Genomic DNA, 14,167 nt, shown 5'->3' with positions numbered 1-14,167 from the left:
TAACGCACGTCTCAGCCCGGCATGTTTTCGCCGGCAATAAGGAGTCATGATGCAAAAGCGCAAGCTTGGCAATAGTGGTCTTGAAGTCTCTGCCCTCGGCCTCGGCTGCATGGGGATGAGCTTTTCCTACGGCGTGGTGCATGACGAGACGGAGATGGTCTCGCTGCTGCACAAGGCTGTCGATCTCGGTGTGACCTTCTTCGATACGGCCGAAGTCTATGGGCCACTCACGAATGAGCGTCTGCTCGGCAAGGCCTTCTCCTCGATGCGCGACAAGGTGGTGATCGCGACGAAGTTCGGCTTTCAGCTGAAGGCCGACGGCACCCCGGGCTGGGAGGGGTTGAACAGCCGTCCTGAACATATCAAGGAAGTGGCAGAGGCTTCGCTCAAGCGGCTCAATACTGACGTGATCGATCTCTTCTACCAGCATCGTGTCGATCCGAATGTACCGATCGAAGATGTGGCTGGTGCAGTCGCCGATCTGGTGCGGGAGGGTAAGGTCCGCTACTTCGGACTGAGTGAGGCCGGCGTGCAGACGATCCGCCGCGCACATGCAGTGCACCCCGTGTCCGCGCTGCAGAACGAGTACTCGTTGTGGTTCCGCAGGCCGGAGGCAGAGGTGATTCCCACGCTCGAAGAGCTGGGGATTGGGCTTGTGCCATACAGCCCGCTGGGCAAGGGCTTTCTTACCGGTGCAATGAATGCGGAGACCGAGTTGAAGGATGGCGACTTCCGCAACCAGCTTCCGCGCTTCTCCGTGGAGGCGCGCAAGGCGAATCAGGCCTTCGTCGATCTGCTGGGCCGCATCGCGGCGGACAAGCAGGCGACACCGGCGCAGATCGCGCTGGCCTGGCTGCTGGCGCAGAAGCCGTGGATCTCGCCGATTCCCGGCACGACCAAGCTCTCGCGGCTCGAGGAGAATCTCGGCGCGGCGTCGATCACACTGACGGACGCGGACCTGCGTGAGATCGACGAAGCGGTGAAGAAGGTGCCGGTCGAGGGTGACCGTTATCCTGAACACATCGAGCAGATGACCGGTCGCTAAACGGCCATTGCAGGCAGAGGTAGAGAGCATATCTGCCTGCGCTCATGCACAGGAGAAGACGATGGAGATCAAGCGCGCGGGCTCGCAGCCCTCGGTAACGCCCAACCCCAACTGGTTCACCGGCAAGGTGCGCCTGGACCAGCCGTTTCGCGCCTCGGAGCCGGCGACGGTCAGCGGCGCATTCGTGACGTTTGAGCCCGGCGCCCGCACCAACTGGCACACGCATCCGCTGGGGCAGACGATCATCATCACCGCGGGAGTGGGCTGGGCGCAGCGCGCAGGTGGCCCGATCGAAGAGATTCGTCCCGGAGATGTGGTGTGGTTCGCGCCCGGAGAACGCCACTGGCACGGCGCCACCGCGACGACGGCGATGACCCACATCGCGATTGCGGAGAACCTAGACGGCGAGGCTGTAACGTGGCTCGAGCCGGTAACGGACGAGCAGTATCTCGCGAAGAAGTAGAAGACTCCCTCGAAAAGACGAGATGTGAGGGACGCAGTTTGTTCCCCACTCAAGCCAGCTTCGGGCTTGCATGGGCGGCCCGAAATTTTCTCTTCGGTCGAGATGGTTACCGGCGCGGGCTCTTACAGCCCGCGCTTTTCTTTTTTCGACATCTCGGCGGCGTAACGGCTGGGGAGGGTTCCGGTCACGCGCTTGAACATCGCGGTGAAGCTCCACGCCGTCTCATATCCGACGGCCACGGCGATCTCGATCAGTGGGCGTCCCTCCGCGAGCATGGGGATGGCGGCAAAGGTGCGGATGTGGTCGCGCCATACCTGGAAGGAGAGCGCGGTCTCCTGCCGGATGAGGCGGGCGAGGGTGCGCGTGGAGACGCGCAGGCGCTCGGCCCAGTCGCCGAGGGTACTGGCATCGGCGGGGTTGGCGTTGAGCATCTGCTCCATGCGGCGCAGGCGCGCGTCGCCGAGCGGGGGCAGGCGCACCGGGTCGAGCGGCGTCCAGTCAATCTCGCCGAGGGCGGTTGCGATGATGCGCCCATCCTGGCCCTGCTCGTCATAATCCTGAGGCATGCCTACGATGCGCAGGATCAGCTCGCGCAGCAGCGGGGAAACGCCGAGCATGCGGGGCTGCTGCGGAGCGATGGACGGGCAGGAGTCTTCGCGGATATAAAGAGTGCGCATCTCCAGCTCCCCGATGGTGCTGGTCTGGTGCACGTAGCCGGGCGGCAGCCACACGGCGCGCTGCGGCGGTATAACCCAGCAGCCTTCGGCGAAGGTGAGGCGCATGCTTCCCGAGGCCGCATAAAGGAACTGGGCGCGGGCATGCGAATGCGCGTACCCGAGATAGCCCGACGGGTAGGACTTGGCCATCGCCGAGACAGCGCGGGGCACCTGCTGAAGTAATTCGTGATCTTTCATTCCGACGCGCATTGACCTGATCCACGTAGCGTGTGGCGAAATTCGCGGCACACGGAACGAAATCTTCCGTTAGTCTAAATCAGACCAATTGAGTCGGATATTGGGTGGCCTCCCGCAGCAGTCTTTTGGCGAAGCACTGCGAGAGGCCAGAGATCGACAACCCGAAGGCTGGCGACACACTTATTGTAGTGGTTCGCAACCTGCCTTCGACTTTTTCATGAGAGGCAATTTTCTGTGTTGCGACCCACGCATCGCTTTTTTGTACTTGCAGGCATGTCTGCGGCAGCTCTTTCCTGGGCCAAGCCGGGCGTAAATCCTTCCATCCTTCCCGCCGAAGCTCCAGTCCCGGTACCGGCCTGTAGCTCGAATGCCGGTTCTCCGATCAGCTGGGCTGCGACCATCACCGACCGCAGCGGCGCGATGCTACCCGCGGCCACTGTGCAGCTGCTGTGCGGTTCCCAGGCTCTTGCCGCGCACAGTGCCGGCCCCGGCCACTTCGCCGTGTCTGCCGCGCCTGGCGAGTATCTGCTCAAGGTACAGGCGGTGGGCTTCGCTCCTCTGGAGCAGACGATCACCCTTTCGGCGCAATCCGTCTCGCTGGCGCTGGTGCTCGATGTGCAGAAAGCCTCCAACACCGTCACGGTACAGGCCGAGAACGGCTACGTGGCGACGGACAGCGGTTCAGCGATGAAGGTTGACACGCCGCTGCTCGAGACGCCGCAGTCGGTGGACGTGATTACGCGCGAGCTGATGGACGATCAGCAGCCGCAGTACCTGAACGATGCGCTGCGCTACGCCTCGGCCGTGAACGCCGAAAACGAAGGCACCTCTTCGCAGTTCTGGACGTCGAACAGCATCCAGCTACGCGGCTTTACTCCGGGAGTCTTTCTGGACGGCCTGGAAGAAGACCCTTACGGCAACACGCTGCTCGACGCGTATTTTTATCAGCGCATCGAGGTGATGGCCGGCCCGTCGTCGGTGCTCTATGGGCAGGCGAGTCCGGGCGGCATTCTCAACGTCGAAACCAAGCGGCCGCTTGCGACTTCACTGCACGAGCTGCAGGTGGGCTTCGGCAGCTATGGTCACAACGAGCTGAACTTCGACTTCAGCGGGCCTCTGGCTACGCGTAAGCTGCTCTATCGTCTGACGGGTGTGGGCTTCAAGGAAGGTTCGCAGACCTGGTTCATCAATCCGCAGCGCGTGGCTGTTGCGCCGGCGATCACCTGGCTGCCCGACAATCGCACCAGCCTTACCGTTCTGTCGAACTACACCTACAACCCGGAAGTGGGCGCGATGGCCGATGTGCCGGCCAGCGGTACGGTGCTCTACAACCCGTACGGCAAGGTATCGCCGGATTTCTACGTGGGCGATCCGAACTACAACCAGACCAAGCAGTCGTTCCTTGAACTGGGCGATATCTTCACGCGCAACTTCGATCACGGCTGGCAGCTTGGCCAGAACTACCGGTTCACCTCGAACAAGGATCATGCGCAGATGATCTGGCCGGAGGAGCTGGAGTCTGACATGCAGACGCTCGATCGCTACACCTTCGACCGCCATACGACCTTCACCACGTCGAACTCCGACCAGCGCGTGAGCGAGGTGTGGAACACCGGCAAGGTGACGCAGACCTTTCTCGGCGGCGTGAACTATACGCACTTCGATGAGCACTGGCACTGGGGTTCGGGCGACGTCGCGTCGATCAACATCTTCCATCCGAAGTATTACGTCACGGTGGTCGATCCAATCATCGATGGCTTTGAGTATGTCGACTCGAACCAGACTGGTGTTTACTTCCAGGACCAGGTATCTGTCGGTCATCTGCGCGCCTCGGCTGGCGTGCGTGAGGACTGGTTCAAAGAGTACGAGAACTACGGCAGTATCTTTAACGAGGACCAGAGCAAGCTGACCTGGCGCACAGGTGCGTCGTATCTGCTGGGCAAGGGCTTCGCGCCGTACTTCAGCTACACGACTTCGTTCGAGCCCGATCTCAGCCTCGGCGAGAACAATGAGCCGCTGCCCCCGACGACCGGACGCCAGTACGAAGTGGGCGTGAAATATCAGCCGGCCTCACAGAACATGTTCCTCACTGCATCCGTCTATGACCTGGCAGAGCAGAATGTGGGCACCACCGATCCGAACAATCCGAACTTCACGATTGCGGTGGGTGAGATCCGCACGCGCGGTGTCGAGCTCTCAGCCCATGCCAGCCTGTCGCATTCGCTCAGCTACACGGCTTCCTTCACGCATCTGAAGTCGCTTTACTCGAAGTCTGATACGGATGACACCGGTGTGGACGGCGTGACGAGGACGACGCAGGACGAAGTCCAGTACGGCGTGCCTCTGAACATGGCGTCGCTGTGGTTCGACTACACGGTGCCGGCCTCGATCTTCCATGGCTTCGGCGGTGGCGCGGGTGGCCGCTTCGTGGGCGCAAGCTGGGGCGATGACGTGAATTCGTTCAAGGTGCCGGGTGTGACGCTGTTCGATGCAGCAGCCCATTACGATTTCTCGAGCGACAATCGCTGGCTGCGCGGCACGCGGATTCAGTTCAACGCAACGAACCTCGGCGATCGCAATTACGTGGCCTCATGCTACAGCTCGACGGGCTGCTATCCCGGCCTGATGCGTACGCTGTACGGGACGATGCGCTATCGCTGGTAGAGAAGCGATGCGAGAAGGGAAAAGCCAGGCCGAGAGGCCTGGCTTTTCTTCTTAGTGGCTGGACTGCATCCGTCTTTGCGTGATCCAGGCCGCGCCCGGAAGCCAGTGCGTCGTCATGCCGCGCAGAAGCGACAACATCCTCTGACGCAGGGAATGGGAGCGCAGGATAAAAAGGCGGAACTGCATCAGCAGCATCGAGTCGAGCTGCCCATGCAGCGACTCCATCTCGGTGAGGGCTTCCGCCGGCTTCAGCGGCGTGCGGTAGGGGCGATGCTCGGTGAGAGCTGCGTAGATGTCGCAGATCGTAACCAGCCGCACCGCGGGCGCGATCTGGTAAGCGATGAGCCCATCCGGATAGCCCGAGCCGTCGAGCTTTTCGTGATGATGCCGGACGACATCGATGATCTCGGCAGGTAATCCGGTGCCGCTCATCAGCATGACAAAGCCGGCTTCGGCATGGGAGCGGAGATGCTCATACTCGCGGGCATCGATGAGGCCGGTCTTGGCGAGAAGCTCACGCGGGATGGTGATCTTGCCTACGTCATGCAGCAGCGCCGCGCGGATCAGATAGAGCTGATGAATCCGTGCGAGGCCCAGAAACGCGGCAAAGCCGGCGACCAGCTCGGCGAGATGAATGCTGTGCTGGTAGGTGACCTCGTCGTGATCGCGCAGCGCTGCCAGCCAGTGTGAGATATCGCTCTCCTCGGCCTGCGAACGCACCATCCCGGAGACGGTGCCGGTCAACCGCGGAGAGGCCGGGAAGCGATTGTCTGCGCGGGCCGGCAAGCCTGTAGCGGTGACGCCCTTGCCGGAAGCGGTGGAACGAGCGCGAACAGATTTGGAACGCGACAGCGGATGGGGGAAAGGGTGCAACGAACTCACGGCTAATGGACTCCGCCATTCTTAAAATTGGACTGCGTTCTTGCTTGCGGTCAGTGGAACCAACGGCATATCGATGAAGTGGTTCAGGCAAAAGTGAAGAGGCGATAGTCTGCATCCCGAAGCAGCAGGGAAAGTATCAGGCTCGTTCCTTGTAGAGGAGCCTGATCGCATGTCCGAGAGCGGGCGTTCGATCTTCTTCATCCGAGGAGAGCAGGACATAGGGCACGGCCCGTTTCCACTCCTTCGCCTCTTCGAAGTGATGCGCGACGCGCTCTCCTATCTCCGGATCGAGCAGCGCGGAGTGCTCCTCGAGCCATACGGCGAGACGGCGGTGCATCTGCTCGCGGCGCTCGGGCGGGATGCGGGCGTAGATGCCTTCGCGATAAAACTCGAGCTGGAATTCGCAGGAGGAGGACTTGGTCCGGGACCGACGGAGGATCTCGCCGGCGCGGGCAAATCGCGCCAGGGTGTCCTGCACGGCTGTAGCCTCCTGGCCCAGCGCCGCACCGATCTCCATGGCGCCGAATGGCTCGCGGACGATGCTGCAGGCCTCGAGGATCGAGAGGTCCGCGGGCGACAGTGTGGCCAGCTCCACCTCGAGGAACTGCTCCACCTTGCGGGGAAGGCAGAGCAGGGCTTCGCCAGGATGCCCGGCCCCGGCGTCCGCGCCCTGCGGAAACGCTGTCAACATGTCCTGCTCGTCGGAGAGCGCACGCATGACGAAGGGCGTGCCTCCGGAAAGCATGTGAAAGCGATCGATCGCCGCCTCGGAGAGTGCGGAGGAATCCGCTGCCGCAGAGAGATAGCTCTTCACCTCATCTCGCGAGAGCGGCTGGAGGCTGATGTGCTGGCAGAGATCGTGGCAGATCAGATCGTGTTTGAGCACGCGGATGGGAGCATCGGACGCATCCGGCCGCGTGGGCCGGAACAGCGCAAGGATGAGGAGCTTGGCCGGTGCGACCCGGCGCGCCATCGCGTTCAGGAAGTTGAAGGTCGAATAGTCCGACCACTGCAGGTCGTCGAGCACCAGCACCATCGGCTGATTGGCGGACAGGTGATCCATGGCGCGGACGACTTCGCTGACGATATGCGAAACGGTGGCCGCCCGTTCAGGAGGCGCAGGCGAGCTTGGGCGCCGGGTGAGATAGGGCGAGAGCTCGTGGATCCAGGTAGGCGCATACTCTTCAATGCACTGCGCCGTCGCTCCGCTGGGGTCGTGCTCGCAGAGGTCTTCGAGCATCGAGACGAGGGGCTTGACCGTCTCTTCGGCATGCAGGCTTCGGAAGCAGTTGACGGTGCAGAGGCGCGCCTCGGGACTGTTCTGCTTCAGCCATTCGAGGAAGGCCGCGGCGACGGCGCTTTTGCCGATACCGGCGGGTCCGGTCAGAAAGACCAGCTGACGCTCTCCGTCACGCGCGCGGCCATAGAGGTGACGGAGGAACTCCATCTCCTGCTCCCTGCCGACAAACGCCCGCGTACGGTTTGGAGCACGGTTGAGCTTTGCCTCCCGGGCGCCGGTGTTGAGGGCGTGCACCGTGGCAAGCAGCCGGTAGCCGCGCCGGGGAATCGTTTCGATGTAGCGCGACTGCCTTGCGTCGTCGCCGAGCGCCTTGCGCGCCTCAAGGATGTATTTCTTGAGGTTGTTCGGGTTGACGAAGATGTTCGGCCACAGATGCTGTGTGATCTGCCCCTGGGAAATCAGTTTCCGGGGGTGCATGGCGAGATAGTGAAGCAGCTGAAACGCCTTCGGCGTCAGTTCGACAACCTGCTCGGCATGCCAGAGACATTGATTGTCTACGTCTAGCAGGACCGAATCGGCCCCCGAGGTACGAAATTCCAGCAACCGCGTAGAAGGGAGGAAAGGAATCAAAGGGTGCTCCGCATGTATGCCTACTACGAAAATGTCTGTTCGTACTGACTTCTGGCAGCAGCATCCGGATCCCGTTCCTCCATGCATCCAGCTACCGCTCGCAATCCTGGTAGCTATGAAAGGGGGCCGGGCCGATCGTCGCCAGTGTGTAGCTTTATGCCATGTCGGGGGTCTAGGCTGCTTCAGCAAAGACGATTGCTGAGATCACACTGACACGAGAATGGCGGCAGAACTTCGGAACAACCTTCCGGCGCCGTGGGTGCGCATGAAGGTGCCCAAAGAGGCGGAGTCATACCCCGCCAAATATCACAGCAAGAATGTCCATCACCTGCCCCTTACTTTGAGAGAAACGTCAGGCAGTGTGCTTTACGTACATTCTATATATGAGGTAACCAATCGCGTCGGTGACTTTTTTGTGGCTTTGAGGTGACTTGAGTGGCATGCACATGGTGCTTATCGTGGCACAAGCGTTCCCGAAATGGGAATTAATGAACATGAAAAATGGTTTGAGAGTAAAATTTGACCGCATTTTTTGAGATCACAGCAAAAACGCCGCTGAGAATTCTGCTCTCAGCGGCGTGTCTGGATAGTCGGTAGAAAGGTGTCGCGATGCCTGCGATCCGCATGGCAGGCGGAGAATCAAGACGAGGCCGGACTCAATTGCCGGGAGTGGAAGCGCCTCCCTGCGCCGGTGCGGGTTGCGTTGTCGGAGCCTGCGCCGCCACGGGCTCACGAATCAGCACCGCGGTGCGCGGGAAGCTGAAGCTGCCGCCCGCGTCATCGATCACATTCACCTGGCAGGTGTAGAGACCAGGCTTCAATCCGGTCAGCGGCACGTCGAACTGGAAGGCTACCGCATCGCGGTTGGGCACATTCACGGCAGTGGCCTGCACCAGTGGCGTTTCGAAGCTCTTGGTGCCGCCCTGCAGAAACTCGATGCTGGTCAGTACGCGAACGGGAGCCTTCGGATTCTTCTCTGCTTCCTTTGCAGCCTTGGGATCGGCGGCTGCCGCGCCCACGTGCGATGGCGCATAGACCTCATAGAGGAAGTAGAGGTGCTGATCCTGGCGGAAGACGTGCGGCAGGTTCGGCACCAGTTGCTGTCCGTCGCGGTCGAGAGGGTTATCGCTGTTCTTCGGCGCCGGGATCATCTGGCTGGCCAGTACGACCGAGCTCATCTTGAGCGGGATCTTGCGCTGGTCCGGCACCTGGATGTCGGCCTCGAAGGAGCCCATGCGGCCGGTCTCGTTCTCGCGCACGACGAACTTCAGGTGGTATTTGCCGATGGGCAGGTTGAAGCCGGTGGAATACTGCACGTTCTTCTGCCGCACCTGCTGCGCCTGGTCGATGGCCAGCTTGACGGTCTGCCGTGCCTGGCCGATGGAGCGGCCGGAGCCATCCTTCACCTCGCCGATGATGTCGAGCGTGGCCTTGTCCTTGTCGCCACCCTTCACAAACGGAATCTGCGAGCCCGGCACAACCAGGGATACCGGCACGAAATAGTGTGTGTCGTCGGTGCGGAAGTAGAGCGCCTGCAGGTAGACGGCTACGTCGGTTGCGGGCAGATCGCTTGCCAGCTCATCCTCGAGCTGCCGTTCGCGATCTTCGCGATTGGAGTGTGCGAAGTCGGCGGGTGCGTAATAGCCGGGGCGATATTCGATCTTCACATCCTGGCGGTTCACCTTGATGGTCAGGCGGCGATAGCGTCCGTCCTTGCGTGTGTCGGTCGAGCGGAAGCCGATAGCGTAATAGGCGGAGGTGTCGCGCTGCACGCGCTCGAAGGCCGGGGAGAAGTCATTCGAGTCGAAGAAGGCCTTGCCACCGGTATCGGACGAAAGCGTCGACATGACTTCCTGCGTGTTGTAGTTCGAATCGAAGTTGTTCTGCAGGGCTGCGCCGTTGTAGCTGTTCGCTCCGCGCAGGCTTCCGGTGGTGGCGTCGCCCAGCGGCGAGATGGCCTGCAGTCCGCGCGTATCCACGCTGTAGATAGAGAGGTTGGCGCGTACGGCGGCGTTGATGGCCGAGCGCAGCGAGGCCTGGTTCTCGATGCCGTCACGCTGAATGCCGCCCGAGAAGTAGAGCATCGATTTCTTCTCGTTGATATAGGCCAGCGACTTCGAGATGGAGCTGATGGCGAAGAGCTCGCGGTCGGTATTGAGGTCGTTGTATTCCTGCTCGTCCGCGGTGAAGGATGTGGTGTCTTCCACCTGGTTGCTGGTGCTGGTGGCTCCGGCCTGGAAGCCCTGGCCCGCGCCCGGCGCATAGTTGTTTACCGCGTTCAGCAACAGCTGCTTGTTCTGCGTGAAGTCCTGATCGAGCGAGAGGTTGGTATCGAGTGAGACGACGGAGACGAGATCGGCCGGGGCCATCTTCTTGTTGATGTAGTCGCGTGCCGCTTCGACGGAGCGTTCGATGTCCTCGGGCTGCATGGAGGTCAGGTCGAAGAAGAGCACGATCAGGCGGCGATTGCGCAGCTCTTCCGGTTTGGCTACGCCTGTCTTCGCATTGAAAAGCCCCTTACCGCTGACGCCGCTGATGGTGGCTTCATTCAGCGGTGCGGCCTGATCCACGCTCTCAAAGTCGAAGCTCGCGATGGACTGCGGCTTGCCGTTTTCAAGGATGCTGAAGTCCTTCTGCGTGAGGCCGCGCACGACTTCGCCGGTCTTCTTGTCGCGGACGACGACGTTAGTCAGCACCAGATCGCTGGTCACCTTCAGGGTGAAGGAGGACTGGTCCTGGCTCTGACCCTGCTGCGCAAGCGCAGGCTGGGGCGTCTGATTCGTCTGCTCCTGCGCGAGCGCGGGCAACTGGGCTGCGCCGACGCAGCAGGCGGTAAAGAGGCAGAGATGACGGGGTAATTTCATGATTCGCCTCCTAGAACCGGTACCGGGAAAGGAACGTAAAGGTGCGCATCGAGGCAGCCGAGGTGACCTCGCCGAAGGTTGCCGAGCCGAGCGTCGTATCGATGCCGGAATACTGCACCGTGTTGAAGACGTTGTCGACCGTGGCGCGGATCTCGAGCGTCTTCATGTCACTGAAGCGCTGCGTCTTCGAGAAAGACATGTCGGTGGTCATCGTGCCCGGTCCGGGGATCGAATAGCGCGACGCGTTGCCATAGGTGCTGGTGGGCGTCGTGAAGGCGTCCTTGTTGAACCAGTTGTCGAGCTTGCCGCCGCCGGTGGTCAGCGAGACGCCCTGAACACGGTCCGGGCGCAGCGAACCCGTGCTGCCACGCGAGACTTCATCCACATCGGCTTCATAGTTCGGCGTGAGCGGATTGCCGGTGGCAAAGCCGTAGGTGCCGGAGACAGAGAAGCCGTTGAGTGCCTTCGAGAGGAAGTTGCCGCTGGTCAGGTAGTGCTGGTCCGGGCCGAAGGGCAGTTCGTAGACGAAGGTGCCGTTCACCTGCTGGCGGACATCGAAGCTGGAGTTCGATTCTTCGGCGAGCAGATCCTGCCAGTTCTGCGCGACGACGGCGGTGGTGCCGCCGTTGCCGCCGATCGAGGACGCGTCGTCGATCGAGTGCGAATACTTGTAGGTTGCGGTGAGCGCGATGCCGCGCTGCATGCGCTTGTTGAGACGCACGGTGAGGGCGTTGAAGTTCGAGAAGCCGACGGACTGCTCGTAGTCGTAGTTCACGCCGCTGAGCGACTCCGTGGCGTTGCGGCCCGGCGCGTCGACGATGTCGAGCCGAGTGCCTTTCGAGCCGTTGTAGCCCACGTTCAGCACGATGTTCAGCGGCAGCGTGCGCTGGATATCGATGTTCCACACCTGCACGTAAGGCAGCTTGTAGTCCTTGTTGACGGCGTAGTTGCCGTACGTGGGAGGTGTCGCCGCGAAGCCATCGGCCAGCGTGTAGGTCGGCGTTGCCGTCAGCGAGTTGGTGTTGGTCTGCACGTTGGCGAATGGAGCCTGGAAGGCAAAGTCATTCACGAACTTCACATACTGGCCGTTGGCGAAGTTGATGCCGTAGCCGGCGCGCACCACCGTGTCCTTGACCGCGCGCCACGCGATACCGATGCGGGGAGAGAAGTTGCCGCGTTCGGGATTGACGAGCGTGCGCGGATACTTGCCGTTATAAGGGCCGATGCCGCCGGCCGTGACCTCAGCCACGCAGGCAAAGTCGCAGCCTATGTCGAGTTCAGCGAGACGGTCGTACTTTTCGGAGTAGGGCGAGAAGTACTCCCAGCGCAGTCCGGCCAGGATGGTGAGGTTCTTGAGCGCGCGCCAGTCATCCTGCACATAGGCGTCGTAAGTGTTTTCGCGCAGGTACGCCTTCTGGTAGGGCGCGGTGATGCTGGTAGCCTGCGGCAGGCCGAGGAGCAGATCGGCGAGCGAGGAGCCGGTGGTCGAGTCTCCGGTCGAGGTGCTCGTGCTGGTTCCCGGCGCTTCGGTATAGAGGCCGGTGAAGGTATAGCTCGGGTTGGTCTCGCTCAGCATGTTCTGGTGCACACGCTTGATGTCTCCACCGAAGCGCACATTGTGCTTGCCGTGGAACCACGCCACCATATTCGAGAGGCCGATGGTCTGGTTCTGCTGGAAGTTCGGCGCCTGCTCGCTCATGCTGGTGAACTGGTTCAGCGTGAGGTTCGGCAGTCCATAGAGCAGGGGATTGGTCGGCAGCCCATTCAGACCGATCTGGTTCGCGATATCGGTCGTATTGGTGAAGTAGTTCATCGTCTGGGCGTCGGTGTAGTTCCAGGTGCCGTTCAGATTGTCGGTGATGTGGCCCTTGCTCACCGTGTAGCCGACTTGCAGCGAATACTGGTGCGTTTGCGTCTTGCCACCGAGGCCGGGGAAGACATTGAGGCTGTCTGCTGCGGAGTGGCTGTAGTTGAAGTTGCCGCTGATGTTCTGCGTGAGCTGTGTGCTGCCCTGGCCCATCATGCGGCGCACCATGCTGCGCAGGGCCTGCTGGTTGCCGCCGCTGCCGAAGTTATGGATCACGCGCAGGCCGAGGGTCGTGGTGTTCGTCCCTGCGGTCGAGAGTTCGCGATAGTTCTGCGTTGTGCCGGAGAGATTCGGCAGCGGCACGTAGTTGAGCAGCGCGGCGGCCTGCGAGGAGATGCGCGAGGTGGGGATGGTGTTCGACGTGAACGGCAGGCCGGTCTTCGGATCGTAGATGGTCACGGCCGCGCCGGCGCTGTTGGTAAGCCCGGACAGGTCGCCGGTGCGCTCCAGGGCCGTCGGCACGGTCGCGTACTCGTCAAAGGGCGAGGAGGAGCGTGTGCCGGAGAGAGAGAAGAAGAGAAAATCCTTGTTGTCGTGCTCGAGGATCTTCGGGATGTAAGGCGCAGCCAGAAACGTCAAACCGAACCGGTTCGAGTCGTAGCTGGGCTGCTCCACCTGCGCGCCGCGGATGGAGAAGTTCTGCGCGTTGAAGGTGGACGGGCCGCCGTTCCAGAAGATGGCGCCATGCGGCTTGTTCGGATTGAAGTTGCGGAAGTTGCCGCGACCGCCGAAGCCGCGTCCCCCTCCGCCTCCGCCAAATCCGCCACCACCGCCTCCGAAGCCGCCGCCGCCAGGTCCACCGCCTCCAGGGCCGCCTCCTCCGGGACCACCGCCGCCGGGTCCTCCACCGCCAGGGCCGCCGCCACCGGGACCACCCTGTCCGTCAGGCCCGCCGTCGGGAGGGCCGTCACCGGGGTGCATGCCGGCAAAGGGATCGGTTGAGCCGGTGTTGCCGGCTACGGCCACGGATTCGGTCGAGGTATCGGTCGAGCTGGCCAGGCTGGGCAGCTGCGTGGAGCTCTCGGCGGCTCCGCTGCCAGTCGCTGCGGCGATGAGGTCCGAGGCCGATCCTGTCAGAGAAAGGTTCTGAGAGCCGCGTCCGCTGCCGTACTGGCGTGCTCCGACGGTGGCCGAGGCGTTCTCCTGCTGCTGCTGTGCTGCAGCGCGCGAGGCCAGCGTCAGCGTCAGGTCGACGGTGCGGTCGTGGCCGGTGGCGTTCAGCAGCGCCTCTCCGGTGGAGTTAGCAAACGCGGCGAGCTCGGCCTTCAGCACATAGCGGCCGTTGGCCGGGATGGTCATGCTGTAGGCGCCGGTCGCATCGGTCGCGGTGGAATAGCGCTTGCCGGTGAGCGTGTTCGTCGCCGTAATGCTCACGCCGGGCAGCGGCGTCGTGCCCGACTTTACCGTGCCGTGAATGACGCCGCCCGCCTGCGTGGGCGAACTGGTGGTCTGTGCTGCCCGGGTGGTTGGGGCCGGCGACGCCGGCGTGGAGGCAGCCTGCTGCCGCGATAGAGGGGAGCTCGCCGAGGCTGCCAGAGGAGACACGGCGAGCAGAGCAATCGTGGGAAGAAGTCGCTGCTTCATTGGCCTGTTCTTAG

Annotated in this window: 8 protein-coding genes; 3 read left to right on the top strand and 5 right to left on the bottom strand. The window is 62.1% G+C overall.

The features are described from left to right. Positions 1-49: 49 nt before the first annotated feature. Both QM649_RS14510 and QM649_RS14505 read left to right on the top strand, forming a co-directional pair. Positions 50-1,045 (top strand): aldo/keto reductase, encoded by a 996-nt coding sequence (locus tag QM649_RS14510; protein ID WP_415199800.1) that lies wholly within the window; start codon positions 50-52, stop codon positions 1,043-1,045. 61 nt (positions 1,046-1,106) lie between these two features. Continuing rightward, the gene (locus QM649_RS14505; RefSeq protein WP_415199769.1) at positions 1,107-1,508 is read left to right on the top strand and encodes a cupin domain-containing protein; all 402 of its coding nucleotides are present in this window, start codon (positions 1,107-1,109) and stop codon (positions 1,506-1,508) included. Between the two features lie 122 nt (positions 1,509-1,630). Here QM649_RS14505 and QM649_RS14500 read toward each other — a convergent pair whose 3' ends face one another. After that, complete coding sequence (locus QM649_RS14500) at positions 1,631-2,434, bottom strand: AraC family transcriptional regulator (RefSeq protein ID WP_415199768.1); 804 nt, start codon at positions 2,432-2,434, stop codon at positions 1,631-1,633. A gap of 261 nt (positions 2,435-2,695) precedes the next feature. Here QM649_RS14500 and QM649_RS14495 point away from each other — a divergent pair, with 261 nt between their 5' ends. Continuing rightward, positions 2,696-5,086 carry a TonB-dependent siderophore receptor gene (locus tag QM649_RS14495; RefSeq protein ID WP_415199767.1) on the top strand — a complete coding sequence of 797 codons (2,391 nt, stop codon included), beginning with the start codon at positions 2,696-2,698 and terminating at the stop codon, positions 5,084-5,086. Between the two features lie 51 nt (positions 5,087-5,137). Here the strand turns inward: QM649_RS14495 and QM649_RS14490 are convergent, their stop codons facing one another. The 4 genes from QM649_RS14490 to QM649_RS14475 all read right to left on the bottom strand — a co-directional run bounded on the left by QM649_RS14490 (position 5,138) and on the right by QM649_RS14475 (position 14,153). Beyond that, the gene (locus tag QM649_RS14490) at positions 5,138-5,872 is read right to left on the bottom strand and encodes an HD-GYP domain-containing protein (protein ID WP_415199766.1); all 735 of its coding nucleotides are present in this window, start codon (positions 5,870-5,872) and stop codon (positions 5,138-5,140) included. A 232-nt stretch (positions 5,873-6,104) separates the two neighbouring features. Next, entirely contained in the window at positions 6,105-7,838 is a 1,734-nt protein-coding gene (locus QM649_RS14485) for an AAA family ATPase (RefSeq protein WP_415199765.1), read from the bottom strand. Positions 7,839-8,494: 656 nt separating this feature from the next. After that, positions 8,495-10,702 (bottom strand): VWA domain-containing protein, encoded by a 2,208-nt coding sequence (locus tag QM649_RS14480; protein ID WP_415199764.1) that lies wholly within the window; start codon positions 10,700-10,702, stop codon positions 8,495-8,497. Positions 10,703-10,712: 10 nt separating this feature from the next. Next, positions 10,713-14,153: a carboxypeptidase regulatory-like domain-containing protein gene (locus tag QM649_RS14475; RefSeq protein WP_415199763.1), complete on the bottom strand. Its 3,441-nt coding sequence runs from the start codon at positions 14,151-14,153 to the stop codon at positions 10,713-10,715. Positions 14,154-14,167 lie beyond the last annotated feature (14 nt).

It is taken from the genome of Silvibacterium sp., assembly GCF_047605705.1.
GTDB lineage: Bacteria > Acidobacteriota > Terriglobia > Terriglobales > Acidobacteriaceae > Silvibacterium.
Note: the sequence above shows the minus strand (reverse complement) of the source record. Positions and strands in the feature narration are given on the sequence as shown.